Raw genomic sequence first — 24,780 nt, forward strand, 5'->3', positions numbered from 1 at the left:
GCCTGTTTTCCCACGCATTTCCTCAGCCCGGCCGGTGTTTCACGACAGCGCGAGGGTATCGTTTCATGGAAGTGTTAATCGACACTGAAACGGGTTCCGTATCAGGTGAGGATGGCAAGCTTTCTGGTTTTAAAGTTCATAAAAACTAAAAGGCCCGTTCCGAAAACGGAACGGGCCTCATTGTTCAAAGCTGTCCGGCCTTGCGGCCGCCGATTATTCCTCGGAAGCTTCTTCGGTCGTTTCTTCTGCAACGCCAGCGGCCGGAGCGACGATCGTTGCGATCGTGAAGTCACGGTCGGCGATAACCGGCGTGATGTTCTTCGGCAGCTTCACATTCGAAATGTGGACGTTGTCGCCGATCTTCAGACCAGCGAGATCGACCGTGATGAATTCCGGAATGTCGTTGGCCGGGCAGTGGAATTCCACCGTGTGGCGAACGATGTTCAGAACGCCGCCGATCTTGATGTCCGACTTTTCTTCGTTGACGAAGTGAACCGGAACTTCGACGTTGACGAGCGTGTTGCCCGAAACGCGCAGGAAGTCGACGTGCATGGTGAAGTCGCGGACCGGATCAAGCTGGTAGTCCTTCGGGAGAACCTTGATCTTCTTGCCGTCGACGTCGATGATCGCAACCGTCGTCATGAAACCGCCAGCGTGGATACGCTTGGTGACTTCGTTGGTCGAGAGCGCGATGGAAATGGGGGCCTGCTTGTCACCATAGATGACAGCGGGAATCAAACCGTTGCGGCGAAGTTCACGAGAGGACCCCTTACCAACTCGTTCGCGCGCCTCGGCCTTGAGCTCATACGATTCTTTGCTCATGGCAATTCCTTTCGAGGTTATATGGAGAGTTCATGCCGAACGAAGCGGCCTGAACCGGAGAGGCCAAAGGCCATCCCGCCCGCGTTGCCTCCAAGGGTGTCTACACGGGTGCGGGCGCTATAATACAAACGGGGCATAAAGACAAGAGCGGCCCGTTTTTGATGGGTGCCGCTTTATAATTTTATTAGAATTTACTAATTCACTCGCTTGTTGCAACCTTTAATATATGCTTATCCATGCATATAAACCCGGTGAAAACTTGGCGAATGATAAGGCTATGCAAAATTCCAATTGCGTAGATGACAATGCTCAAAGTTCTCCAGTGCCTCACCATCGATCACGACTATCGATACACCGCCGCAGCGGTCTTCGTCTGCATGCTGGGCAGTTTCGTTTCGATGCGCCTTTTTTCGAAAGCACGGCTGGCGACGGGGGTGCAGAAGGTCAACTGGCTGTTTCTGGCGGGCGTCAATGGCGGGGCTGCGATATGGACCACCCATTTCGTGGCGATGCTGGGCTATGTCGCAGCGGGCGATGTCGGATACGATCCCTATCTCACCGGGCTGTCGCTTCTGATCGCCATTACCACGACGACTGCCGGTTTCGGCATTTCCGCCTATGGCGGGCGCAGCGTGCTGGTGGAAGCCGGCGGAGTCGTCCTCGGCCTCGGCATTGCGGCGATGCATTACACGGGCATGGCCGCCTATAATGTTCAAGGCATGATTTTCTGGGATCGGGCCTATGTCGTCGCCTCGCTGATTTTGGGGGCGGTGCTGGGCGCCATTGCGGTCAATCGCATTTCCCGGCCCCTCAACCGTTTCTGCCAGTATAGCGCGGTGGCGTTTCTCATCCTGGCCATCGCCTCGATGCATTATACCGGCATGGCGTCGATGTCCTTCGCCTTCGACCCGCGCATCGTCATTCCGGAAAACCTGCTGCCGCCAGCCATCATGGGCGGAGGCGCCATTGCGGTGACGCTTCTGCTTCTGGCGCTCGGGCTCTCCACCTATGTCATCGACGCCCAGTCCACCCAGCAGGCGGTTGCCCGCTATCGCCATCTTTCGTTGCACGATCCGCTGACGGGCATTCCCAACCGGGCGGCATTCATCGAACATCTCAATCGCCGCACACGCCATGTCTCGCTGGGCGCGCATACCGCGCTTCTGTCCATCGATCTCGACCGTTTCAAGGAAATCAATGACGTGCATGGCCATGCGGCGGGCGACGCCGTGCTGCGCGCCATTGCCGACCGCGCGAGTTCCGTGCTGAAGACCGGGGAGTTTCTGGCGCGCATGGGCGGCGATGAATTCGTGGCGATGACCCATTCCTATTACACCCGTGCCGACGGCGCGGAGTTCGCCCAGCGATTGATCGAGCAGATCAGCAAGCCGGTGGAATGGAACGGACAGACATTTTCGGTCGGCGCAAGCGTCGGCATATCGGTTCGCAATACCGGCTCCATCGATGCCGATACGCTGATGGCTCAAGCGGATGTCGCCATGTACCGCGCAAAAAGCGGCAGTTCCGATACGATCTGCTTCTACGACAAATCCATGGACGAGGCCGCGCGTGAGCGCAATGCGCTTGCCATCGCCATGCGCAGCGGCCTCGCCAATAAAGAGTTCGAGCTTTATTACCAGCAGCAGAACGACACAAAAAGCGGTAGCATCGTCGGTTTCGAGGCGCTTTTGCGCTGGAACCATCCCGAACGCGGCATGGTCTCCCCGGCCGAGTTCATTCCGATCGCCGAACAGACCGGCTTTATCGTCGAACTGGGCGAATGGGTTCTGAGAGAAGCCTGCGCGCAGGCCGCTCAGTGGAAAAAATCGCTCGCCATTGCCGTAAACGTCGCGCCGCAGCAGCTTGCGGATAATGATTTCCCCGACAAGGTTGAGAAAATTCTCGCCGAGACGGGGCTCGCGCCGGAAAGGCTGGAACTGGAAATCACCGAAGGCAGCATCATCGCCGACCATCGCCACGCGCTCGTCACCATCCGCAAACTCAAGTCGCTCGGTGTCAAGATCGCCATGGACGACTACGGCACGGGCTATTCCTCGCTTTCGACGCTGCAGAGCTTCCCCTTCGACAAGATCAAGATCGACCGCGCCTTCATCGATGGCCTGTCGACCAACGTGCAGTCGGAGGCGATCGTTCGCTCGACGCTCATCCTGGCGCATAGCCTCAATATTCCGGTGCTTGCGGAAGGGGTCGAAACCAAGGCCCATATCGAGTTCCTGCGGCGTGAAGGCTGCCTGCAGGTGCAGGGCTTCTTTTTCGGCAAGCCCGGACCGCTGACCTCCATCGCCAATCTCGTGGACGACACGTTCCTCTCTGCCGAAGATGAAACGGACGTGACCGCCGGCCGGCGTTATTTCAAGGCGGTCCGATAGTCTGGCGCAGCCCGCGGCCGCGCCCGGCAAGGCCGGTCGCGAAATTTTTTGTTGAAACATGGCCGCTTCCAGCGCACCATCGCCGAAAAGCTTTGGGAGGAGCGTATGCCGACAGACATCGCCCATGCGGAACGCGTGTATGAAACCGCGCGCCATCGTTCCGCCGCCGCAAGTTCTCCGATTGTCGCCTCCTGGCGTCGCTGCATGGTCAAACATCATCTTGCACCGGAGGAAAACCGCAAGCCGATCTTTCTCAGCGAGTATGAATTCCGCCGCGCCCGCGAAAGTGCGGCCGGCCTGATCGCCGAAAGCACGGATGAACTCGACCGCATTTTCCAAAGCGTCGGCAAATCCGGCTGCTGCCTGCTTTTGACCGATGCGCAGGGCGTTGCGCTGGAGCGGCGCGGCGCTTCGGGCGACGATCGAGATTTCCGGGCGCTTGGCCTCTGGTCCGGGGCGGTCTGGAGTGAAGAGAGCGTGGGCACCAACGGTATCGGCACGGCGCTGGTGGATGAGCGCTCGGTGGTCGTCTATCGCGATCAGCATTTCTTCACGTCGAATACCGAACTCTGCTGCACCACGGCTCCCATCCGCGATCACACCGGCCGGGTGACGGGCGCGCTCGATATTTCCACCTGCCGCGACGACATCAACGAGATGACTTTCTCCTTCGTCACCCAGGCGGTGAAGGATGCGGCACAGCGTATCGAGGGCAATCTTTTCCGCCGTGCCTTTCCGGGTGCGCGCATCGTCGTGGTGCCGAGCGGGTTCGGAGCGGCGCTGTCGCTGCTGGCCGTGGATCAGGACGATCTCGTGCTGGGTGCGACCCGTGCCGCACGCCTTGCACTGAAGCTGGACGACGCCCGCATCGCGCAGGGACTGCCCGCCGCCGACGTTCTTCAGGAACAGCGCCACGATGGCGGTTCCGATCTTGCGGAAGCGGAACGCTCGGCGCTGCGGCGGGTGTTGTCGCGCACCAACGGCAATGTCACGCAGGCCGCTTCGCTGCTCGGCATCAGCCGCGCCACGCTTCACCGCAAGATGAAGAAATTCGACGTGCACTAAGGTGCGTGTGGGTGCGTTCCGGCCAATCATGCCGGATCGAGGCGCCTTTGTCGCAGATGTGAGACAATGTGCGCTGCGGAACCGCGCCGCCCCTCTACCGAACCGCGCCATCTAGGCCCACCTTCCTCCCATGCGGTCCGCTGCGGATCGTTTTCATCAGGGAGGATGAAATCATGAACATTCAGGTTCAGCAGAAAGCGGGCGAAGCGCCTTTCAAGCTGAAATACGGCAATTACATCGGCGGCAAATGGGTGGAGCCGAAATCCGGCCGCTACATGGATAATCTTTCGCCGGTCACCGGCCACAAGATCTGCGAAGTGCCGCGTTCGGACGCATCCGACATCGAGTTCGCGCTTGACGCAGCCCACAAGGCTCGCGACAAATGGGGCAAGACCAGCATAACCGAGCGCTCCAACATCCTGCTCAAGATCGCCCAGCGGATCGAGGACAATCTCGATCTCATCGCCCGGGCCGAAACATGGGATAACGGCAAGCCGCTGCGCGAAACCACCAATGCGGATATTCCGCTCGCCATCGACCATTTCCGTTATTTCGCGGGCTGCATCCGCGCCCAGGAAGGCACGATCGGCGAAATCGACAATGATACGGTCGCCTATCACTTCCATGAGCCGCTCGGCGTCGTCGGCCAGATCATTCCGTGGAACTTCCCGATCCTCATGGCCGCGTGGAAGCTTGCACCGGCGCTTGCCGCCGGCAATTGCGTGGTGCTGAAGCCTGCCGAACAGACACCGGCCTCGATTCTCATCGTGATGGAACTGATCGAAGACCTGCTGCCGCCCGGCGTCCTCAACATCGTCAACGGCACGGGGCTCGAAGCCGGCAAGCCGCTGGCGCAGAGCAACCGCATTGCCAAGATCGCCTTTACCGGTTCCACCTCGGTCGGCAAGGAAATCATGCGTTATGCGGCCGACAACGTTACCAACATCACGCTGGAGCTGGGCGGCAAGTCGCCGAACATCTTTTTCGCCGATGTGATGAACGAGGACGATGCCTTCCTCGACAAGGCGCTCGAAGGTTTCGCCTTCTTCGCGCTCAATCAGGGCGAGGTGTGCACATGCCCGTCGCGTGCGCTGGTGCATGAATCGATCTATGACCGCTTCATGGAAAAGGCGATCAAGCGGGTTCAGGCCATCAGCCAGGACGATCCGCTCAATCCGTCGACCATGCTGGGCGCGCAGGCCTCGCAGGAACAGTTCGACAAGATCATGAGCTATCTGGAGATCGGCAAGAAGGAAGGCGCCAGGGTTCTGACCGGCGGCGACCGCAAGACGCTCACGGGCGATCTGAAGGATGGTTATTACATCCAGCCGACGGTCTTCGAAGGCAACAACAAGATGCGGATTTTCCAGGAGGAAATCTTCGGTCCTGTCGTTTCCGTCACCACCTTCAAGACGGTGGAAGAGGCGCTCGAAATCGCCAATGACACGGTTTACGGTCTGGGCGCAGGCGTCTGGAGCCGCGATACCAACATCGCCTATCGGGCCGGCCGTGGCATCGAAGCGGGCCGCGTGTGGACGAACTGCTATCACGTCTATCCCGCGGGCGCTGCCTTTGGCGGTTACAAGCAGTCGGGCATTGGTCGCGAGACCCACAAGATGATGCTCGACCATTACCAGCAGACCAAGAACCTGCTCGTGTCCTACAGCCCGAACAAGGTCGGTTTCTTCTGAGGTCCTCCCCGGAAGCCGGCGAGGGGCTGTGGTGCCAGATCGCCGGCGTGTTCCCAGGGGCTTCGGCCCCTGGGAACCCGGCTTCAAACAGAAAGGCCGGAGGTTTTGCCTCCGGCCTTTTTTCGTTGCGGTTTATGCCGCGTAACGCTGGTCCCGTTGGCGGGGGCCGCCGACCGAGAACTGCCCCACCTGTTCGGTCAGGCCGTCCGCCTCGCTGGATAGCGAGAAGGCGGCGGCCGTCGTTTCCTCCACCATGGCCGCGTTCTGCTGCGTTACGTGGTCGAGTTCGTTGACGGAGGCGTTGATTTCGCTGAGGCGGCCGGACTGTTCGCGCGATGCGGTGGCGATCTCGCCGATCTGGTCGTTGACCGACTGGATGCGTTTCTGGATCTGCTCGAGGCTTTCACCGGTCTTCAGCACCAGCGCCACGCCGCTTTCCACATCGCCCGCCGAGGTGGCGATCAGCGTGGTGATGTCCCGGGCGGCAGCTGCCGATTTCTGGGCCAGTTCACGAACCTCCTGCGCCACAACGGCAAAGCCCTTGCCGGCTTCGCCGGCGCGCGCGGCTTCCACACCGGCATTCAGCGCCAGCAGATTGGTCTGGAAGGCGATCTGGTCGATGACGTCGATGATCTGGCGGATCTTGGCCGACGAGGTCTCGATGCGTTCCATCGCGACGATCGCTTCTTTAACGACGGCCGTGGACTTGTGCGCATCCTGCATCGTGCCCGCCGTCGCCTCGACGGCAACATTGCAGCGCGACAGCGAGAGATTGACGGCCTGCGTCATGTCTCCGAGTGCTGCTGCCGCTTCCTCGAGTGCTGCGGCCTGGCGTTCGGTGCGCCGCGACAGGTCTTCCGATGCGCTTTTCAGTTCGCCGGAGCCGGAGCGGATGGCATTGGCGCTTTCGCCGATGTTGGAGATGGTCGCTTCCAGGCCCGCCATGGAGTTGTTGAAGTCGATGCGCAGATGATCGAGCGACGGCACGAAGGATTTGTCGATGCGGAGATCGAGCCTGCCGGCCGCGAGATTGGCAAGACCGGTGGCAAGTGCGTCGACAGCCTCTTCCAGTTCTTTCGCGCTTCTTGCCTTTTCCATTTCCCGCTGGGCGCGTTCCTCGTCCAGTTCTTCGCCCTTGCGATGGGATTCGGCTTCCATGCGCTGCTTGTCCAGAATGCCCTGACGGAAGGATTCCAGCGCGCGCGCCATGATGCCGATCTCATCGCCACGGGAAACGGCCTTGATCTCGATGTTGTTTTCACCGCCGTTCAGGCGCTCCATCAGCCCCGCAAGGCCGGTCAGCGGCTTGGTCAGGCTTGCGGAAACGAAAATGCCGATCAGCGTCATGATTGCAAGCACGGCGAGTGTCGCGACCGTCGCCCAGAAGGCGAGATCGTTGGCGGCGGCGAGAACCTTGCTTTCCTGCTGGCCGATGGCCAGAAGATGTTTCTGTCCGAAGACGGAGACCGGGCGATAGGCATAGAAGATGTTGCCCGCAGGTGTCTGCGCCATCACCGTTCCGGCGTCGTTTGCGCTGGAAAGGGCGGCGAGACTTTGAGAAACGGCAGCATCAGCGCCGCCCGACAGTACGCCGGCCCGACGTTTGCCGTCGGCGCTCAGGAGAACGGCGTCATCGATGGTCTTGCCGGTTTCCTCGGGCGTTACCACCGCGCCGATGCGATCGGCGGCGATGCGCATGATGACGGCGCCCTTGCGCTGGAGCTGGCCCCAGTTGGAGACGGCGAGCGGCATGCCGATCATGGCCGAATCATTTTCGCCGCCGCTGAAGCCGGTGGTGCTGACGACGCCGTCCTTGCCGGCTTCGATGCGGTCGAACAGCTCCTTGATCGCGGCGTTCTGCGGTTCCGTCACGCTGGTGAGGAAGTTTTTTCCCTTGGTCACGGTGTAAATAATGAGGCCGGTCTTGTCGATCACATAGATGTCGCTGACACGGGTGTTGCGCCAGACGCTGGCGATGGCGGCGTTGATGGTGGCGTGGCGAATGGCGTAAAGCAGTCGCAGGCCTTCGCCATTGAAGGAGGCGCGCTCCTCTTCGGAGACGCCCTCGCGCCGGAAAGCCTGGATGATCGCATCCCTTTCCGTCGGTACAACGGTGGTCATCGTTTCCAGCGCCTGTGCGACCGCGGCGTTCTGCGACAGTTCGGAAATGCTCTGTTCGACGCGCAAAGTATAGGCATCAAGCTGCTTGGACTGGTTGCCTGCAACCGTTTCGAGCCTGATTTCGCTGGCGTCGATCAGTCCCGACTTCCCCATCTCGTAGGACAACAGCCCCACGGAAAGACATGAAACCAGCGTTGCGCCCGTGACGAGCGCCGCGAATTTGGCCTTTATCGACAATGATTTAGCTTTGACAGCAGTCGGATTTACACCCGGCATCCTGTTTCCTCCCCCCAAAAAACGTGGTCATACCGTGGCAAAAATTGTTTACGGCCGCGTTAAAAGTGCTGGGAATTGTACGATTGTTTCCCGCATGCCGTGAAAAAATAGCCGGCCGCCACTGACGCGTTTCCCGTAATAAAACTGCAATAGAACGGGCGCATATCGAGTGAAGTTCAACGGCTGTTCATGTTCATGCAAGCTTTCCGCGCTCCTTCTCTCGCCACTATCAATGATGTCTGCGGACTGAATGCGGACGGATATGACGGAGCCAGCGTGAAACCGAGGCCGGATTTCGCCGTTGTCGTGCCCATGCACAATGAGCAAGCGAGTGTGGAAACGCTCGTGGCGGAGATTTTTGCCGCCTGCCAGCCTGTCGGCGCCTTCGAGATCGTGGTGGTGGACGACGCATCTTCGGACGGCACGGTCGATGCGGTGCTTGCGCTTGGCGATCGTTACCCGATGCTGCGGCTGGTCCGCCATGATCGTCAGGGCGGACAGTCTGCGGCGATCCACAGCGGTGTGCAGGCGGCGCGTGCGCCGGTCATCTGCATGCTGGATGGAGACGGGCAGAACCCGCCGGACAATCTGCCGGCTCTTCTCGCGCCGCTTCTTTCCGCCACCGCTCCCAGCCGGCTTGGCCTTGTGGCCGGCCAGCGTGTCGGCCGGCGCGATACGCTTGGAAAACGCCTTTCCTCCCGCTTCGCCAACGGGCTTCGGGCGCGGATATTGAAGGACGGCACGCGCGACACCGGCTGCGGGCTCAAGGCCTTCCGCCGCGATGCCTATCTCGCCTTGCCCTATTTCGATCATCACCACCGCTATTTCCCGGCGCTGTTCAATCGCGACGGCTGGCAGGTCACCCATGTCGACGTCACACACCGGGCGCGGCTGCACGGAAATTCCCATTACACCAATATCGGCCGCGCGCTTGTCGGCATCCACGACCTGATCGGCGTCGCCTGGCTACTGCGCCGGCGAAAGCGGTCAAGCTGGGCTGAAACTTTCAAAACGGAGACATCGCCGTGAATGCACCGGCTTTATGGTCCATGCTGCATGTGAACAGCTGGAAGGAATTTCTGTGGGTCTGCACCGGCTTCATGGGCCAGATGCTGTTTACCATGCGTTTTCTGGTTCAATGGATTTCTTCGGAACGGGCGAACCGCTCGGTCATTCCGGTGGCCTTCTGGTATTTTTCCGTTCTCGGCGGTCTGGTGCTGCTTTCCTACGCCATCTGGCGGCGCGATCCGGTCTTTATTCTGGGTCAGGCGTCCGGCCTTTTCATCTATGCCCGAAATCTCTGGTTGATTCATGCAGAACGCCGCCAGCATGCATGAGGCGGCGACCCTGCCTTATGCGCAGGCAGGCGATGAGCGTCGATGGCTGACATTTGCATTCGCGGCGATTGTCCTTGTAACCGCGTTGCGCGTCGTTGGGCTGGCCTTCAATCGCACCGACCTTTTCGTGGATGAGGCGCAATATTGGCTATGGGGCAGGGAGATGGCGCTCGGCGCCTATTCCAAGCCACCCCTGATCGGCTGGCTTATCCGCGCGGCAACCATTCTGGGCGGCGGTGAGGGCACGTTTCAGGTTCGGCTGGCCGCGCCTGTGGTGCATGGCGTCGCGGCGGCGGCCATTCTTGCGCTCGGCCGCATGATCTATGATGTCAGGCTGGCATCCCTGGCCGCCCTTATCTATTTGACCCTGCCGGCCGTAACGCTCGGCAGCCTGTTGATCTCGACCGATACGCCGATGATGCTGTTCATCGTGCTGTCGATGATCTCCGTGCGGAAGCTTGCGCTGGCCCGCCGCGAGGGCAGGGCGGCGCTGGGCTGGAGCATCGCGCTCGGTCTCTGCTTCGGCCTCGGGCTGATGTCGAAATATGCGATGATCTATTTTCTGCCCTGCTTCATCGCTGCCGGCTGGCTTTGTGAGGCATGGCGCATCCGGCTGCGTGACGCGGTCATTGCTGCGCTGGTCTGCGCTGCCGTCATCGCGCCCAATCTGTGGTGGAACGCGGCGCATGATTTCATGACCGCACGCCATACGGCGGATAATGCGAACTGGCATGGCGTCCAGCTGAAGATCGGTTCCGCGCTGGAATTCTTCTTCTCCCAGGCGGGTGTGGTCGGACCATTCGTTTTCGTCGGCATGATCGTTGCAACAATTCGTGCGAAAAATGCCGAAACCCGGGCGCTGGTCGCTCTTTCGGTGCCGATCATTCTTCTGATTACCGCGCAGGGTTTGATGTCGCGGGCGCTCGCCAACTGGGCGGTCGGGGCCTATGCGGCCGGCGTGCTGCTGGCGGTGCCGGTCCTGGCGTCGCGGCGTTGGCTTACCGTGTCCACGCTTGTACTTGGTAGCATCGTGGCCATCGCGCTGCCGCTGATGACCATTGCTGGAACGCAATTGCGCCTGCCGAAAGGTGAACTGGCGATGGCGCGGTATCTCGGGCGCGCCGAGCTGGTGTCGACCGGCCTGTTACGGGCGCGCGAGGCGGGTGCGGACGCCATCGTCGCTACCGACCGTTCGATACTTGCCGAGCTTTTTTATCAGCTTCGGGATGAGAAGCAGGTGATGACGCGCGCACTGCCCGAAACCGGCGTGCCTTCCAGCCACTATGCGCTTCTTTACCCGCTGAAACCTGGCGAGGCGAAAAATCCCCTGTTCCTGGCAAGTGCGGATGGCCTGCCGGCCTGCCTTGCCGGCGAGGCGCCTGTCGCTCGCTGGACCGCCGGACCGGGTTTCCTCGAGGGCAGGGAAATCGGCCTCTGGCGCCTGCTGCCGCGATGCATGCCGGAGGGCAGCAATGGACAATGATCTTTCGCATATGCGGATCACGATCTGGGTGACATTCGCCACATTGGCGCTCGTCATCCTGTTCGCGACCTTTCCCTCCGTCGATCTCAGATTCTCCGCCCTGTTTTTCTCGCCCGTCGAGCAGCCATGGTCCGGCCGTGAGCCGTTTCCCGAATGGTTGCGGGATACGCTGCGCGAAGGTACGGAGCTTGCCACCCTTCTGGCTTTCGTGATTCTTGTCGGCAATCTTCGGCTGGGCACGCTGCAAAGAACCGGCTGGCGGGTCTGGGCCTTCCTGTGCGGGCCGGTGATCCTCTGCGCCGGGCTTCTCGTCAATGGTGTGCTGAAGGCGACCATCGGTCGCGCGCGCCCATTCAGCGTCACCGAATTCGGCGGGCAGCAGCTTTTCACGCCGCCTTTCCAGTACAGTGCGCAATGTTATTCGAACTGCTCGTTTTCTTCCGGCGAAACCGCGCTGATCGCCAGTTTCTTCCTGCCGCTCTGCGTGCTCGTCTGGCCCCGGCTGCAACGCCGCGGGCGGTTGGTTATGGGAAGCATCGCTGCCGGTATGGTCGTTCTCATGTCCGGCTTGCGCATCGCGGCCGGCGGGCATTTCCTCAGCGATGTGGTGATGTCCATCCTGTTTTCCGCCCTCACGACCCTGTTTCTCTACCGGGCGCTGGTGATCGGACGTCATCGCCATCTGTTTACCGGCGATGCGGTCACAGCCGATACGGTCAGTATCTGGCGTAACGGTCGCCATGCCGTCCTGACCCGGGTTCGGCGCTGGTGGCCGAAAATAAAGGCCGCAGCCTCACGTCTGCAACGGCCGCCGGATGCGGGTGCGGCATCGTCTTAAAAGAAACTTCGAGTTCGCTTCAATGAGGTGAATGGCGAAGCGCGCCAGACACTCCTGCGTCATCCTTGGGATTGTCCCCGAGGATCTGCGACCTGTTGATTTTATTCAACGTGACTAGGTCCTCGGCACAGGGCCGAGGATGACGTCGAGGGAACCGGCGATTTCAAGATGGACCGCAGCCTGCCCGGAAATCTGAACCGGGCGGCAATTCGGCTGGCCCCAGAAGGATTGCCGAGTTTTCCGCAGCTGCTCAGTCGAACAGGCCGGAAACCGACTGTTCCTGTGCGGTGCGGTTGATCGCTTCGCCGAGCAGGCCAGCGGTGCTGACCACGCGGATATTATGCGCGGACTGGACACCGGTTGTCGGCTGGATGCTGTCAGTGATGACGAGTTCGCGCAGCTTCGAGGAGGCCACGCGGGCAACCGCGCCGCCGGAAAGCACGCCGTGGGTAATATAGGCGGTGACGCTGGTGGCGCCCTTTTTCAGCAGCGCCTCAGCGGCGTTGCAGAGCGTGCCGCCGGAATCGACGATGTCGTCGATGAGGATGCAGTCCTTGCCGGAGACATCGCCGATGACGTTCATGACTTCGGATTCGCCCGGACGGTCACGACGCTTGTCGACGATGGCCAGAAGACAGTCGAGACGCTTGGCGAGGGCACGGGCGCGAACCACGCCGCCGACATCAGGCGAAACGACCATGACATTGTTGGTGTCGTAATGGTCCTTCACGTCGCGGGCCAGAATGGGCGCTGCGAAGAGATTGTCGGTGGGGATATCGAAGAAACCCTGGATCTGGCCGGCATGGAGATCGAGCGTGAGAACGCGGTCGGCGCCGGCTTCGGTGATCAGATTGGCGACGAGCTTGGCGGAAATCGGGGTGCGGGGACCGGCCTTGCGGTCCTGGCGGGCGTAACCGAAATAGGGAAGCACCGCGGTAATGCGTTTTGCCGAGGAGCGGCGCATGGCGTCGATCATGATGAGAAGTTCCATCAGATGATCATTTGCCGGGAAGGAGGTGGACTGGACGATGAAAACGTCTTCGCCGCGCACGTTCTCGCTGATTTCTACGAATATTTCCTGGTCAGCAAACCGCTTTACAGTGGCATTTCCGAGAGGAACGTTAAGATACTTGCAGATCGCTTCGGCAAGGTGCCGGTTCGAATTGCCTGCGAAAACCTTCATTGCGGCCGCCTGTTTCCATGCCATCGCCTTGCATCACGGGGCTCAATCCACCGTAACCAAGCGTCGTTCAAGGGGAGGAACATCCGGCTGAAAAGCCTTTGCCGGATACGCCTTGTTGCCATGCGCGCCTTAATAGCGCTGTTGCTTCCGATTGCAAGAGGACTCCGCGCTTTCGCAATGATTTTCGTGAAATCTCTGTGACTTCTCCCGCCGTTTTCACCTCATCCCTGTTGAGACTGCTTCCAAGACGAATAGTCGTTGAGTGTTTTTGCGGCGATATCCTGCATGACCCTGTCGGTCACGGCGGCCCATGGATCGCTGCCTTTTGCCGCCACCGTTTCCTGCCCCTGCAGGCGGTGAAGCCGCACGCCATTGGCGTCCAGAATGTCCCAGACGTAAACGACATTGACCTTGGCGCCATCGGCAAAGGCGGAGAAATATCCCTTCAGGATGTTTTCAGCCGAATTGTCGTTGGAGGCCCGGATGGTCAGCCCCTTCGCCCGCGCTTCGGCCCCGAGCTGGCGCGACAGCGGCGTCACCGCCTGAACCGGCGCTCCGATGATCGGCAGGAAGCGGATGGAGTTTGCGGAAGAGGCGGGCGCAAGCGATGCCGTCTGCTGTGCGGGTGCGGGTTGAGCGGCGGCGGGTGGCTGGGTTCCGGTCTGGTTCTGGCGAAGCGGTTCGCCGTACTGGCTGCCGTTGGACAGCGCCTGTGCCTGCGCCTGCAGCGAGTTTTGCGGTGCATAGGCGGGAACGGATGTTGCGGTTGCCGGAGCGCCCGTGGGGGCGCGGTCGGCGGCGGCGGCCATCTGGTCGAGATCGCCCTGGGTCACGGGTGTCGATTGCGAGGCATTGTGGCCGACATCCACCTGCGGTGTCAGCGCTTCCGTCGTGTTGCAGCCTGACAGGGCCAGCATCATCGCTGGAACAATGATGGCCGGAAAAAGGGGGGGGAACCCCGTCCGGCTCATGCGATTTTCCCTCTCATGTTCCGCTCCTTCTTGCCCAAGGTGGCGCAATGTAAGGGCGGTTTTCCCGCTCTGTCAAACCCGGCGGCGATTTAAGCTGTGAGAAGATCGAGGTTGTGGCGCGAGAGCGGCTCCGGCGCGCCGTCCGTGGTCAGATAGGTCTGGCCGAGCGTCATGGCCGTGCCGGAATCGGAATCCATCACGATCATATGCACGAAGAGCGTCATGTCGGCGGTGATCTCCTGCGGATTGCCGGCGTGGAACATCTGATGCTCCATCCAGGACGGCGAGAAGCGCGCGCCCAGCGAATAACCGCAGGAGTTCAGCCGGTGACGGGTCAATCCGCGTTCATCCATAACGCGGGCATGGACGTCGAAGACATCGCCGAACGTCTTGCCCGCCCGCAGCACCTCTTCGATGGCGGTGAGGTTTTGCAGGCAGGCGCTGTAGAGCTCCTTCTGGCGGAAATCCTGTTCGCCGATCACCACAGTGCGCATCATGGCGGCATGGTAGTGGGCGCTGACACCGGCCCATTCCAGTGTCAGCTGATCCTTGGCGTCGAGCCTGCGGCGGCCGGCCTTGTAACGGCACAGCAGCGCATCCGCGCCGGAACCGACGATGAATTCATTGGCTGGATAATCGCCGCCGCCGGCCAGAACCGCTCCCTGCATCGCCGCGAGAATTGCGGCTTCGTCCGCACCCGGTTTGATGAGCGGCAATGCCGCGTCCAGCGCCGCATCGGCCAGTTGGCCCGCCTTGCGCGCATAGGCGATCTCGGCCGGGCTTTTGACGAGCCGCAGGGTGCTGACCAGATAGGAAGCGTCGCTCATCTGGCAGAAGCTGGCGAGCTGATTGTCCAGCAGGCGGGCGACGCGGCCGGTCATGCCGTGGGTGTCGTATTCGACGCCGATCTTTGCACCCAGCAGGTCGAGATCGCTCAGCAGGTTCTTGAGATCGAGCGTCGGGTCGGCATTGGGCCGGTCGACCCATATCAGGATATTCTCGATGATGGAGGTATTGCGGGCCTGGCGCAGATCCGCCGAGCGGGTCAGAAGCGTCATGGAGCCATCCGATTTGACCACCAGCGTCTGGAAGAAGCAATAGCCGAACGTATCGTAACCGGTCAGCCAATACATGCTTTCCTGCGCGAAAAGCAGAAGGGCGTCCAGTTTCTCCTCGGCCATTTTCGCGAGCAGACGCTCGCGGCGGGAATCGAATTCCGAAAGCTCGAAATGCAGGGCCATGTCAGTCCTCCAGAATTGCGATTGCGGAAATCTGCCGGCCATAATCGGGTTCGGCGCGGTGGGTGGTGCGGCGGTAGGAATAAAAGCGATGTTCGTCGGGATAGGTGCAGAGGCCGAGATTTTCCGCCTTCACACCGGCTTTCGTCAGCCGGTCGATGGTGAATTGCTTGAGGTCGAATAACGCGTGACCTTCCTTCTCCGTCCCGGCGAAATAATTCGCATAGGCCGGATCGATATCGGTGAAACGCGCCACATATTCCGGACCGACCTCATAATTGCTCTGGCTGATCGAAGGGCCGAGCGAGGCGGCGATACGCTCCCGGCTGGCGCCGAGTGTCGTCATGGTTTCGATGGTGTTTTCGAGCACGCCGAACAGCGCGCCTTTCCAGCCAGCATGGGCCGCACCCACGACGCCGGCTTCCGCATCGGCAAACAGGATCGGGCCGCAATCGGCGCTCAGCACGCCAAGCACGAAACCCGGTGTTGCCGTTACCATGGCGTCGGCCTGCGGGCGGCTGCCGTCATAGGTTTCATCGACCACGAGGACATCGGGGGAATGGATCTGGTGAACGGTGGCGAGGCGCTCCGCCGACAGGCCGAACCATTGCGTCACGCGCCGACGGTTTTCCTGCACCCGTTCCGGTTCGTCATGCGAGCCGAGACCGACATTGAGGCCCTGATAAAGCCCTTCCGATACGCCGCCCTGCCGGGTGAAGAAACCGTGGCGGATACGGTTTTTGCTATAGTCGGCGAGCAGGGGACTCTGGAGGGGGAGCGGCAGCGTTGCGTTCTGCATGGTGTGGGAGTTCCTTGGAGAATATCGCTGTTGGCCAGTGAGGTACGGTTGAGCGAGATGTTTCCGGTTGCCGCGGCGTTGCGCGGCGTGTGTGATGCAGTGTGCCTGCTTCGTGTGTCGCGGCGATGTTGGCCCAGAGGTGATTGCGCTGTCAATCCACCGCGCGAAACGGCAGGAGATGAAGCGCGGGACTTGAAACGGCGATGACCTTGAAAAGTTCCCCCATCTTGCCGGCACCTTCGCCGGCGAGGCGGTTGACCGCTTCGGCGATTTCCAGCGTCTGGTCCGGCGTGGCCTTGGCGGCAAGCGCGGCCGCGCGTTCCTTGAGACCGAGGCCATAGAGAAAGTCGCCCTGTCTCAGGGTGCCGTTGACGTGTACACCGGTTGCTTCGGCCGTTTTCACGAGGCTTTCGAAATCGACATGGCTGGTGAGATCGGCTTCGCCGGGATGCGCAAGCGCCGGGTCGAAGGCATGGTTGCGCATGGCCTGCAACGTATCGCCATAACCGGCGACCAGATGGCCGTAATCGATGGCGAGCGCCGTGCCGCCATGGGCGGAGAGGCGCTGGCAGATCGCGGTCATCACGGCTTCGCGGGCAGGCGAAATCTCGAATACGGCGCCAATCGGCTGTCGTTCAGGCTGCGGCGGCAGCAGGGCCGGGTCTATGCCGGCAAGCCCGGTCGAGAACACAAGTTCGTCATTGGCGTCGAGGCTGACGACCCGTTCGCGGAAACCCTGCGGTGTCTTTATGAATTGCCGGATCGGAATGGCGTCGAAAAGCTCGTTGGCGACGAGGAGCAGGAAACCTTCCGGCACGTCGTCGAAACTGTCGTGCCAGGTCAGTCTGTCCGCATGTGCGGCCAGCGTTTCCTTCTGGATGGCGGAAAGGCGTGGGCTGGTTTCGACCAGATGCACCCGCATCGTCTCGTAAAGCGGCGGGGCGATGCGGCGGATCACACGCAGCATGTCCGACATCATGGTGCCGCGGCCGGGGCCGATCTCCACCAGTTGTGTTTCCATGGGTGCGCCGTGCCTCTGCCAGGCATGGACCACGAAAACACCGAGCATTTCGCCGAAAAGCTGGCTGACTTCAGGCGCGGTGATGAAATCGCCCGAACGGCCGAAGGGCTCGCGGCTCCTGTAATAACCGTGCTCCGGATCGGCGAGGCAGAGCGAGAAGAAGTCGGTAACGCTAAGCGGACCGTTGAGCCGGATAAGTGATTTGATGCGTTGCGCGAGCGGTGTCGTCATGGCGGGTCATACCGTTCAGGCGCTTTTTGCCGCGCTGCGCGCCCGCAGAACCGCCCAGAGGCCGAGAGCGAACATGGGGGTGGAGAGCACCATGCCCATGGTCAGCCAGTTGCCGGCGAGATAACCGATCTGCGCGTCCGGCTCGCGGAAGAACTCCACGAAGATGCGCGACAGCGCGTAACCGCAGACGAAGATGCCGGTGATGACGCCGGGCGTCTTCAGCGCCCTGAAGGCATAGATGGCGATTGCCAGAACGATGACGAGCACGAGGCCTTCGAGACCCGCTTCATAAAGCTGGCTCGGATGCCGCGCGAAGGGGCCGCCGGTCGGGAAGACGACCGCCCATGGCACGTCGGCGATGCGTCCCCACAATTCGCCATTGATGAAATTGGCGATGCGCCCGAACAGCAGGCCGATGGGTGCTACGGCCGCGACGACGTCGAACATGCTCCAGACCGGAATGCCGTTCTTGCGGGCGAAAAGGATCATGGCGACGGTGGTGCCGATCAGGCCGCCATGGAACGACATGCCGCCATTCCATATCTCGATCGCCCTGATGGGATTGGCGGCGACCGCGGCGAGATCGTAAAACAGGATGTAGCCGATGCGCCCGCCGAGCACGATGCCGCCGGCTGCCCAGAGGATGAAATCGTCAAGATGCTGCGCCGAGATCGGCGACGTCTCGTTCGGCCACAGGCGATCCGTGCGGGCGAGGCGGCGAGCATAAAACCAGCCGAGCATGATGCCCGCGACATAGGCGATCCCGTACCAGTGGATCGAGAGCGGGCCGAGGGACAGCGCTACCGGATCGATATTGGGGAAGGGCATGATGGCGAGTTGAGTGGGAGCGGCTGACAATCCGTATATTCCGTCATCGTTGCGGGGTGGACAACGGAACAAGCCATTGCCTAAAGGGGCCGGGCGATGATGCTCACCGGTCTCCCTGACGCCAAGGAAAATGGCGATTGCGATGGCGGCGGTCAAGGTGATTCTTCAAGCTCCGGTTCAAGATACCGTAGGTCATGCAGGCTCTTGCGATTTTTCGATTTCGCTTGCAAGGCGGCGATGGAGTGCCTACCTGAAGGCTAGCAACAGCGGGCAAAACGATGCCCCTGAACCGACGAAGGATGAGCGCCATGAGCACGACAGGCACCAACCGTTTTCTGGATGAATTCGCCAAGCTGATGACCGATGCGGCCGGCGCGGCGCAGGGTGTGCGCAAGGAAGCCGAAGCCGCTTTTCATGCGCAGGCGGATCGCTGGCTGAACAGCCTCGATGTCGTCCGGCGCGAGGAATTCGATGCCGTTCGCGAAATGGCCATTCAGGCGCGTGATGAAAACGACGCGCTGCGAGCCCGCATCGAGGCTCTGGAAGCGAAGCTTTCCGCCGCCAAAGACTGATTTTTGGCGCTTTTTCCGAAGGGTCCCGGATCGCTTGCGATTCCGGGACTTTTTGTTTTCGGCCCATTCCGCCCGAAATGACTCCCGGTTGTTAAAAACAGGTCTCCGGCGCGAATTTTTTGGGGCCTGTGGACACTTCCAAAAAACGCAATCGGCAGAGTCGCTTATGTATCTCGCCTGAGGTGATGGGGGAGGAGATATCCACTGTTCAAAAAGCAAAAATGGCGGGGAAGGGGTGGCAGCAGGACTCGGCCATTATACACTGATTTTAAATGATGATTCGAAAAGACCTGGTAAGCTCCAGACAGGGTGAATGCGTAATTCTGGTGGTGTCGGGCAATCGTCTCAAATGTTTATCCCGGTTTGTATGTGCGTTTTGTGCCCGGCGTTCAAAACAGGACATTCCTACCGGCTGAGAAGGTGCCGCATGAGTCTGATAGAATTTGAAATTGAGCGTCAGTCCAATCCCGTGGACATGATCGAGATCGTCGCCGCCTCGAACGACTGGTCGTTCGAACGTTCGGGCGAAGATGAGATCGCCATGACTGTTGCCGGTCACTGGGCCGACTATCACGTCTCCTTTTCATGGATGGAAGAGTTCGAGGCGCTGCATCTTGCCTGCGCCTTCGACATCAAGGTGCCGGACCAGCGCGTCAACGAAGTCATTCGTCTGCTCTCTCAGGTCAACGGTCAGGTGCTGATGGGGCATTTCGATCTGTGGCGGCAGGAAGATGTGGTGATCTTCCGTCAGTCCCTGCTTCTGGCCGGCGGCGCCGAACCGAACAACCAGCAGGTGGAAGTGCTGCTTTCCAGCGCTCTGGAGGCCTGCGAACAATATTATCAGGCATTCCAGTTCGTCGTCTGGTCGGGGCTGGATGCGAAAAGTGCAATCGAAGCGGTCATGTTCGAGACCGTCGGAGAAGCGTAAGATGGTGTATAAGGCTTCCGGGCCGCTCGTCCTGGTGGGCGCCGGCAACATGGGCGGCGCTCTGCTTTCAGGCTGGCTGAAAAAGGGTGTGCCGGGATCGCAGGTCATCGTCATCGATCCGCGCCCTTCCGACGCCATGCGGACGACGATTGCGGAAGCCGGAGCCGCCCATAGCGAAAGCGTGCCCGAGGGCGTCAAGGCCGGTATTCTTTTCGTGGCGGTGAAGCCGCAGATGATGGAAGCCGTGCTGCCCTCACTGAAACCTTTGCTGGGCCCGAATACGGTCGTCGTTTCGATTGCGGCGGGCACGACCATCGGCACATTCGTTTCGCATTTCGGCAAGGTTGCCGCCGTGCGGGCCATGCCCAACACACCGGCCATGGTCGGCCGTGGCGTCACGGGTGCCTATGCCAACGAGCTGGTGACGCCGGAGCTTAAAACGGTGGTGGACGGGCTGCTGAAAGTCAGCGGCCCGGTTGAATGGGTGGATGCCGAGAGCGATATCGACGCGGTGACCGCAGTTTCGGGAAGCGGCCCGGCCTATGTCTTCTATCTGGTGGAATGCATGGCCGAAGCCGGCCGCAAGGCCGGTCTGCCGGCGGATGTTGCCATGCGTCTGGCACGCGAAACCGTGGCCGGCGCCGGCGAGCTGCTGCATCAGTCCTCCGACGAGGCGGCGCGCCTGCGCCAGAATGTGACCTCGCCGGGCGGCACCACGGCTGCGGCGCTCTCCGTTTTGATGGCCGAAGACGGTATGCAGCCGCTGTTCGACAGGGCGGTCGCTGCCGCAAAAACGCGCGCCGAAGAACTGGCGGGCTGAAAGGGGCGGGCCATGAGCGGTGAAATTTCCTATGCCGATTTCGAGAAGGTCGATATCCGCGTCGGTACCATCATCGAAGCCGAGCCTTTTCCCGAGGCGCGTAAGCCTGCCTTCAAGGTGAAGATCGATTTCGGGCCGGAGATCGGTGTCAAGAAATCCTCGGCGCAGATCACGGTGCATTATACGCTGGAAAGCCTTGTCGGCCGGCAAGTTCTGGGCGTGGTGAATTTTCCGCCGCGCCAGATCGGCCCTTTCCGGTCCGAAGTCCTGACGCTTGGTTTTGCCGATGCCAACGGCGATATCGTGCTTGCCGCCGTCGAGCGCCCGGTGCCGAACGGCGAGAAAATGTGCTGATGGAACACGATGGCTCAGTGCCGGAGTGACGGAAAAGGCAAGTCCGGGTCACACTTTTCGACCCGGTGCTCTAGAGCATTTCCAGGAAAAGTGGAGCCCGGTTTTCCGTCCGGAAATGCGCCGAAAAAACTCTAAGCCGGAATTTTAACGATTACCCGCAATCCACCCATCGGGCTTTCATCGAGCGTCACATCGCCGCCGTGGCTGCGGGCGATATCGCGGACGATGGAAAGGCCAAGGCCGGTGCCCGAAGCATTGAGGTTGCGCGCCTCGTCCAGCCGGAAGAACGGCTTGAACACATCCTCGCGTGAGTTCTCCGGAATGCCCGGCCCGTCATCGTCAAATGTCATGATGATGGAACGCGGCGCCTTGCGGATATCGATGTGGAGATTGCCGGCGTAGCGCCGTGCATTTTCGGCCAGATTGGCGACGAGCCGGGACAGCGCGTTCGGCCGCGCGATGATCCTCTCGATATTATAAAGCTCGTAGCTGAATTTCTTGCCGTGCAGCTCGAAATCATGGCCGATTTTTTCGAGAAGGGCCGGAAGCTCCAGCGTGCCGACATCCTCTTCGACATCGGTGCGGGCGAAGGTCAGATAGGCCTCCAGCATCGACTGCATGTCCTCGACATCCTTGTCGAGCCCCTCGAGGTCGGGATTGTCCCCTGCGAGCGCCAGTTGCAGCTTGAAGCGGGTGAGAATGGTGCGCAGGTCGTGGCTGACGCCGTTCAGCATGGCGGTGCGCTGCTCCATCTGTCGTTCGATGCGCTCGCGCATCAATATGAAGGCGAGGCCCGCGCGCCGCACCTCATCCGCACCGCGCGGGGAATAACCGCTGATCTTCTGGCCCTTGCCGAAGTTTTCTGCCGCCTTGGCGAGCGCTTCGATTGGTTTGATCTGCCCGCGCAGGAAGAGGATGGAGATGGCGATCAGCACCAGCGATGCACCCACCATCCAGACAAGGAAGATATGAGTGTTGGAAGCATAGGCCGAACTGCGGCGGGTGAAGACGCGCAGGGTCTTGTCTTCGAGCTGGATGCGGATTTCCACCAACGAGCCGTTGCCGTAGGTATCGATCCAGAACGGCCTGCCGATCTGCTGCGTCAGCTGATCCGCGAGGATCCTGTCGAGGATCGAAAACAGCGGCTCCGGTCTCGGGGCCGGCAGGTCTGTCTTCGGTTCGATATAAACGCTGAGATCCAGCTTGTCGCGGGCGATGCGGATGACGCGCTGATAGTCGTCTTCTTCCGGGTCCGTCTGCAGCAGCTCGATGATCGCGGCGATGTCGCGCGTTACGGCGGCGGAGAGGCGCTCCGTCACGAGCTGCCAGTGGCGTTCCATGAAGACGGCAGCGACCACGCCCTGAAGCAGAATCATCGGCAGGATGATGATGAGTAGCGAACGGGTGTAGAGGCCGGTTGGCAGCCAGTGGCGCAGCCATCTGCCGGACATGCGCCAGGCCTTGGCCGCGCCGCTGTTTCTGACCGTGCTGAGAAAATCGAGGCTCGCCATGGCCGTGCGTTCGCCCTTCGTTGGGTGCTCGTCAGTCCACGCTCAGGCGGTAACCGATGCCGCGCACCGTTTGCAGATAGACAGGATTGGCAGGGTCGTCCTCGATCTTGCGGCGAAGACGGTTGATCTGCACGTCGATGGTTCTTTCGCCCACTTCCGATTCCGCTTCCACCAGCTCGTGGCGGGGAATGGTATCGCCGGCGCGCAGCGCAAAAAGCAGCATGATCTCCTGTTCGCGATCCGTCAGGCGGATCGTTTCGGGGCCGCGCCGCAATTCCTTTTTGGGGATAGAGAAGCTGTAGGGGCCGAACATGATCTGTTCGATCTTGGGCGTATCGGGCGAGGTATTGCGCCGCAGGATATTGTTGATGCGAAGGACGAGCTCGCGCGGGTCGAAAGGTTTGGCGAGATAATCGTCCGCACCCGCTTCCAGCCCGGCGATGCGCGAATCCGCTTCCGAGCGGGCGGTCAGAAGGATGACCGGCACGGACTTGTCCTCGTTCAGCGAGCGGGTCAGCGAAAGCCCGTTTTCGCCCGGCATCATCACGTCGAGGATGAGCAGATCGAAACGGATGCCCACCATTTTGCGCCGGGCTTCGGCCGCATCGGCAGCCACGGAGATGCGATAGCCCTTGTCGCCCAGAAAGCGCTGCAGGAGATCGCGAATGCGGGCATCGTCGTCGACGATCAGGAGGTGGGCCGCATCGTCATCCGCCGGTGGACGTTTTGTCGGTGCTGTCGCCATCGTCACTCGTCCTCCACGGTGGTCGTCGTCGGGCTGCGCATCTGCGCCAGGAACTTGCGCACGCAGGCGCGGGCGTCCGGCCCCAGACCTTCCAGCGCGCGGTCGATGCGGCGCGATTGCGGCTCGCTCAGCGCCAGCGCCAGTTCGCGGCCCGTCAGCGTTGGGTAAAGCCTGCGCTGGCGGCGGTCTTCCGGGCCCGCCATCTGGCGGATGTAACCGTCGTCGATCAATTGCTTCAGCACACGGGCAAGGCTCTGCTTGGTGATCTGCAGCGTATCTAGCAGATCCGCCACCGTCATGCCCGGCTGCCGGCTGACGAAATAGACCACACGGTGATGCGCCCGCCCATATTCAAGTTTCGACAGAATGACATCTGGATCGGAGACGAAATCGCGATAGGCGAAAAACAGCGCCTCGATCGTGTCGAAGTCGATCTTGCCGTCGTCAACCTTCGGGAGTGCCGGTGTCTGCCTGGCGGCTGCGGTTTTGAGCGATTGCGGTGGCACTGCGGTTCCTTCATATTCTGCGGCTGTCTGATCATAGGCTGACAGGCGTCGATGCGCCAATATTCTGTAAACATAGCCGAAAATGCGTCCGCTCGGGAGAATGCCGCGATCATTTTCTGTTGCGGTGGATAATATGGCGCGGGTGCGGGTGCAACTGGAATCCTGAGTGGCCTTTACTGGAAATAGAAAAGAGCGCGGAAACTCCGCGCTCTTCATCCGTCTCTTGATGACCGGTCGGGCGTTTACTGATAGACGTAGACGATCCGTCGCGTCGAAGGTTCGACCAGAACCGGCACGTCGTTCACCCGGACGTAACGATATTCATAGTCCGGAATTTCGACGAGACGTGTATCCGACGGCAACACGCTACCGACGGCTATGTCGCCGTCATAAGTAACGGTGTCTGCGGGATGTTCGTCAATATAGGTCATCACCGATTGCGGCGGATCGACCTCGCCGACGCGGCCGAGATTCGGATCGCCGGCATTGGGTTCAGCCTGTACGCTCGAGGTCGTTTCATAGGTCACGACAGGCACGCTGAGTTCGGAGCGACGCTGTTCGAGAATGACCGGGGAGCCCTCATACATGACATTCAGATAATCGGCATGGGCCCAGCCGCGCAGGCCGTTGACTTCGATGCGGCACCAGCTGCTGCCTTCCATGCAGCCATCCAGAACCGCATTGCTGCCGCGGGTGGCCAGACCCACTTCGGGATAGTCTTCACCGGGGCCTGAGCGAACGGAAATATCCGATGCGGTGGTGGCGACCATGGCGGCGTTCGCGAAACCGGCCATCAAGGCGAAGGCGCCGCCAGCCATGAGCATTTTAAGCGTCTTGTCCATGTGTCTCACTCCTTTCAAGACTGGAGCTAGAACGTCGCAACCATCGGGGCGTTCCACATTTTTTGCCGGCAATTCCCGTCAAGAACCGAAGATCCATTGCTATCGCACTGTTTCCACGATGATTTTTAGAATGGTAGAGTCACTGAAAGCCGGCGTCTTTTCCGCCGCCATTGTGCCGCACCCGGTCGCGGGCTATAGGAGGCGGGAG

General features: G+C 60.8%; 23 protein-coding genes. 11 read left to right on the forward strand and 12 right to left on the reverse strand.

Going from position 1 to position 24,780, the window contains the following annotated elements; translation table 11 throughout:
* Positions 1 to 213: 213 nt before the first annotated feature.
* Complete coding sequence (locus tag EM858_RS20440) at positions 214 to 822, reverse strand: 50S ribosomal protein L25/general stress protein Ctc (RefSeq protein ID WP_003522887.1); 609 nt, start codon at positions 820 to 822, stop codon at positions 214 to 216.
* A gap of 305 nt (positions 823 to 1,127) precedes the next feature.
* Between EM858_RS20440 and EM858_RS20445 the strand changes: the two genes are divergently transcribed.
* From EM858_RS20445 to adh, 3 genes are all read left to right on the forward strand, one after another.
* Positions 1,128 to 3,212: a bifunctional diguanylate cyclase/phosphodiesterase gene (locus EM858_RS20445; RefSeq protein ID WP_127757829.1), complete on the forward strand. Its 2,085-nt coding sequence runs from the start codon at positions 1,128 to 1,130 to the stop codon at positions 3,210 to 3,212.
* A 105-nt stretch (positions 3,213 to 3,317) separates the two neighbouring features.
* Positions 3,318 to 4,277 (forward strand): helix-turn-helix domain-containing protein, encoded by a 960-nt coding sequence (locus EM858_RS20450; RefSeq protein WP_003522885.1) that lies wholly within the window; start codon positions 3,318 to 3,320, stop codon positions 4,275 to 4,277.
* A 173-nt stretch (positions 4,278 to 4,450) separates the two neighbouring features.
* Positions 4,451 to 5,968, forward strand: a complete 1,518-nt coding sequence (gene adh / locus EM858_RS20455) for an aldehyde dehydrogenase (protein ID WP_127757805.1) — start codon at positions 4,451 to 4,453, stop codon at positions 5,966 to 5,968.
* Between the two features lie 132 nt (positions 5,969 to 6,100).
* Here the strand turns inward: adh and EM858_RS20460 are convergent, their stop codons facing one another.
* Positions 6,101 to 8,365 carry a methyl-accepting chemotaxis protein gene (locus EM858_RS20460; RefSeq protein ID WP_127757806.1) on the reverse strand — a complete coding sequence of 755 codons (2,265 nt, stop codon included), beginning with the start codon at positions 8,363 to 8,365 and terminating at the stop codon, positions 6,101 to 6,103.
* Positions 8,366 to 8,554: 189 nt separating this feature from the next.
* Here EM858_RS20460 and EM858_RS20465 point away from each other — a divergent pair, with 189 nt between their 5' ends.
* The 4 genes from EM858_RS20465 to EM858_RS20480 are packed head-to-tail and all read left to right on the forward strand — an operon-like array spanning position 8,555 to position 12,023.
* A complete protein-coding gene (locus EM858_RS20465) occupies positions 8,555 to 9,394 on the forward strand; it encodes a glycosyltransferase family 2 protein (RefSeq protein ID WP_127757807.1) in 840 nt (279 codons plus the stop codon).
* A 20-nt stretch (positions 9,395 to 9,414) separates the two neighbouring features.
* Entirely contained in the window at positions 9,415 to 9,702 is a 288-nt protein-coding gene (locus tag EM858_RS20470; RefSeq protein ID WP_031233742.1) for a lipid-A-disaccharide synthase N-terminal domain-containing protein, read from the forward strand.
* Positions 9,677 to 11,185, forward strand: a complete 1,509-nt coding sequence (locus EM858_RS20475) for a glycosyltransferase family 39 protein (protein WP_164865501.1) — start codon at positions 9,677 to 9,679, stop codon at positions 11,183 to 11,185. Before EM858_RS20470 ends, EM858_RS20475 begins: the two co-directional genes overlap by 26 nt.
* A complete protein-coding gene (locus EM858_RS20480) occupies positions 11,175 to 12,023 on the forward strand; it encodes a phosphatase PAP2 family protein (protein WP_080816313.1) in 849 nt (282 codons plus the stop codon). The genes EM858_RS20475 and EM858_RS20480 overlap by 11 nt, the downstream gene beginning before the upstream one ends.
* Positions 12,024 to 12,273: 250 nt before the next feature.
* Here the strand turns inward: EM858_RS20480 and EM858_RS20485 are convergent, their stop codons facing one another.
* The 6 genes from EM858_RS20485 to lgt all read right to left on the reverse strand — a co-directional run bounded on the left by EM858_RS20485 (position 12,274) and on the right by lgt (position 18,294).
* Positions 12,274 to 13,206: a ribose-phosphate pyrophosphokinase gene (locus EM858_RS20485; protein WP_003522877.1), complete on the reverse strand. Its 933-nt coding sequence runs from the start codon at positions 13,204 to 13,206 to the stop codon at positions 12,274 to 12,276.
* A gap of 221 nt (positions 13,207 to 13,427) precedes the next feature.
* Positions 13,428 to 14,177, reverse strand: a complete 750-nt coding sequence (locus EM858_RS20490; protein ID WP_127757808.1) for a hypothetical protein — start codon at positions 14,175 to 14,177, stop codon at positions 13,428 to 13,430.
* 89 nt (positions 14,178 to 14,266) lie between these two features.
* The gene (locus EM858_RS20495) at positions 14,267 to 15,418 is read right to left on the reverse strand and encodes a Xaa-Pro peptidase family protein (RefSeq protein ID WP_127757809.1); all 1,152 of its coding nucleotides are present in this window, start codon (positions 15,416 to 15,418) and stop codon (positions 14,267 to 14,269) included.
* Position 15,419: 1 nt separating this feature from the next.
* A complete protein-coding gene (pgeF, locus tag EM858_RS20500; protein ID WP_127757810.1) occupies positions 15,420 to 16,214 on the reverse strand; it encodes a peptidoglycan editing factor PgeF in 795 nt (264 codons plus the stop codon).
* A gap of 151 nt (positions 16,215 to 16,365) precedes the next feature.
* Positions 16,366 to 17,466, reverse strand: coding sequence for a class I SAM-dependent methyltransferase (locus EM858_RS20505; protein WP_127757811.1), 1,101 nt, complete (start codon positions 17,464 to 17,466; stop codon positions 16,366 to 16,368).
* 15 nt (positions 17,467 to 17,481) lie between these two features.
* Entirely contained in the window at positions 17,482 to 18,294 is an 813-nt protein-coding gene (gene lgt / locus EM858_RS20510; RefSeq protein WP_164865503.1) for a prolipoprotein diacylglyceryl transferase, read from the reverse strand.
* Positions 18,295 to 18,602: 308 nt separating this feature from the next.
* Between lgt and EM858_RS20515 the strand changes: the two genes are divergently transcribed.
* From EM858_RS20515 to EM858_RS20530, 4 genes are all read left to right on the forward strand, one after another.
* A complete protein-coding gene (locus EM858_RS20515; protein ID WP_003522871.1) occupies positions 18,603 to 18,866 on the forward strand; it encodes an accessory factor UbiK family protein in 264 nt (87 codons plus the stop codon).
* Positions 18,867 to 19,293: 427 nt separating this feature from the next.
* Complete coding sequence (locus EM858_RS20520; protein WP_003522870.1) at positions 19,294 to 19,794, forward strand: YbjN domain-containing protein; 501 nt, start codon at positions 19,294 to 19,296, stop codon at positions 19,792 to 19,794.
* A gap of 1 nt (position 19,795) precedes the next feature.
* Positions 19,796 to 20,614, forward strand: a complete 819-nt coding sequence (gene proC, locus EM858_RS20525; RefSeq protein WP_127757813.1) for a pyrroline-5-carboxylate reductase — start codon at positions 19,796 to 19,798, stop codon at positions 20,612 to 20,614.
* A gap of 12 nt (positions 20,615 to 20,626) precedes the next feature.
* On the forward strand, positions 20,627 to 20,968 hold the full coding sequence (locus EM858_RS20530; protein ID WP_003522868.1) for a tRNA-binding protein: 342 nt from the start codon (positions 20,627 to 20,629) through the stop codon (positions 20,966 to 20,968).
* Between the two features lie 131 nt (positions 20,969 to 21,099).
* Here the strand turns inward: EM858_RS20530 and EM858_RS20535 are convergent, their stop codons facing one another.
* The 4 genes from EM858_RS20535 to EM858_RS20555 form a co-directional block, all read right to left on the reverse strand.
* A complete protein-coding gene (locus tag EM858_RS20535; RefSeq protein WP_059757454.1) occupies positions 21,100 to 22,479 on the reverse strand; it encodes an ATP-binding protein in 1,380 nt (459 codons plus the stop codon).
* Between the two features lie 31 nt (positions 22,480 to 22,510).
* Positions 22,511 to 23,224: a response regulator transcription factor gene (locus EM858_RS20540; RefSeq protein WP_003522866.1), complete on the reverse strand. Its 714-nt coding sequence runs from the start codon at positions 23,222 to 23,224 to the stop codon at positions 22,511 to 22,513.
* A gap of 2 nt (positions 23,225 to 23,226) precedes the next feature.
* Entirely contained in the window at positions 23,227 to 23,730 is a 504-nt protein-coding gene (locus EM858_RS20545) for a MarR family transcriptional regulator (RefSeq protein WP_127757814.1), read from the reverse strand.
* 242 nt (positions 23,731 to 23,972) lie between these two features.
* On the reverse strand, positions 23,973 to 24,572 hold the full coding sequence (locus EM858_RS20555) for a DUF1236 domain-containing protein (RefSeq protein ID WP_127757815.1): 600 nt from the start codon (positions 24,570 to 24,572) through the stop codon (positions 23,973 to 23,975).
* Positions 24,573 to 24,780 lie beyond the last annotated feature (208 nt).

This window comes from Agrobacterium sp. CNPSo 2736 (genome assembly GCF_004005385.1).
GTDB classification, from domain to species: domain Bacteria; phylum Pseudomonadota; class Alphaproteobacteria; order Rhizobiales; family Rhizobiaceae; genus Agrobacterium; species Agrobacterium leguminum.

Bases quoted from the DNA above. Each gene is read 5' to 3' on its own strand.
- EM858_RS20530 (WP_003522868.1), top strand. From the start codon at position 20,627: ATGAGCGGTGAAATTTCCTATGCCGATTTCGAGAAGGTCGATATCCGC.
- EM858_RS20460 (WP_127757806.1), bottom strand. From the start codon at position 8,365: ATGCCGGGTGTAAATCCGACTGCTGTCAAAGCTAAATCATTGTCGATA.
- proC (WP_127757813.1), top strand. From the start codon at position 19,796: ATGGTGTATAAGGCTTCCGGGCCGCTCGTCCTGGTGGGCGCCGGCAAC.
- pgeF (WP_127757810.1), bottom strand. From the start codon at position 16,214: ATGCAGAACGCAACGCTGCCGCTCCCCCTCCAGAGTCCCCTGCTCGCC.
- EM858_RS20520 (WP_003522870.1), top strand. From the start codon at position 19,294: ATGAGTCTGATAGAATTTGAAATTGAGCGTCAGTCCAATCCCGTGGAC.
- EM858_RS20450 (WP_003522885.1), top strand. From the start codon at position 3,318: ATGCCGACAGACATCGCCCATGCGGAACGCGTGTATGAAACCGCGCGC.
- EM858_RS20505 (WP_127757811.1), bottom strand. From the start codon at position 17,466: ATGACGACACCGCTCGCGCAACGCATCAAATCACTTATCCGGCTCAAC.
- lgt (WP_164865503.1), bottom strand. From the start codon at position 18,294: ATGCCCTTCCCCAATATCGATCCGGTAGCGCTGTCCCTCGGCCCGCTC.
- EM858_RS20485 (WP_003522877.1), bottom strand. From the start codon at position 13,206: ATGAAGGTTTTCGCAGGCAATTCGAACCGGCACCTTGCCGAAGCGATC.
- EM858_RS20490 (WP_127757808.1), bottom strand. From the start codon at position 14,177: ATGAGCCGGACGGGGTTCCCCCCCCTTTTTCCGGCCATCATTGTTCCA.
- EM858_RS20540 (WP_003522866.1), bottom strand. From the start codon at position 23,224: ATGGCGACAGCACCGACAAAACGTCCACCGGCGGATGACGATGCGGCC.
- EM858_RS20480 (WP_080816313.1), top strand. From the start codon at position 11,175: ATGGACAATGATCTTTCGCATATGCGGATCACGATCTGGGTGACATTC.
- EM858_RS20475 (WP_164865501.1), top strand. From the start codon at position 9,677: ATGCAGAACGCCGCCAGCATGCATGAGGCGGCGACCCTGCCTTATGCG.
- EM858_RS20470 (WP_031233742.1), top strand. From the start codon at position 9,415: ATGCTGCATGTGAACAGCTGGAAGGAATTTCTGTGGGTCTGCACCGGC.
- EM858_RS20445 (WP_127757829.1), top strand. From the start codon at position 1,128: ATGCTCAAAGTTCTCCAGTGCCTCACCATCGATCACGACTATCGATAC.
- EM858_RS20555 (WP_127757815.1), bottom strand. From the start codon at position 24,572: ATGGACAAGACGCTTAAAATGCTCATGGCTGGCGGCGCCTTCGCCTTG.
- EM858_RS20440 (WP_003522887.1), bottom strand. From the start codon at position 822: ATGAGCAAAGAATCGTATGAGCTCAAGGCCGAGGCGCGCGAACGAGTT.
- EM858_RS20495 (WP_127757809.1), bottom strand. From the start codon at position 15,418: ATGGCCCTGCATTTCGAGCTTTCGGAATTCGATTCCCGCCGCGAGCGT.
- EM858_RS20515 (WP_003522871.1), top strand. From the start codon at position 18,603: ATGAGCACGACAGGCACCAACCGTTTTCTGGATGAATTCGCCAAGCTG.
- adh (WP_127757805.1), top strand. From the start codon at position 4,451: ATGAACATTCAGGTTCAGCAGAAAGCGGGCGAAGCGCCTTTCAAGCTG.
- EM858_RS20465 (WP_127757807.1), top strand. From the start codon at position 8,555: ATGTTCATGCAAGCTTTCCGCGCTCCTTCTCTCGCCACTATCAATGAT.
- EM858_RS20535 (WP_059757454.1), bottom strand. From the start codon at position 22,479: ATGGCGAGCCTCGATTTTCTCAGCACGGTCAGAAACAGCGGCGCGGCC.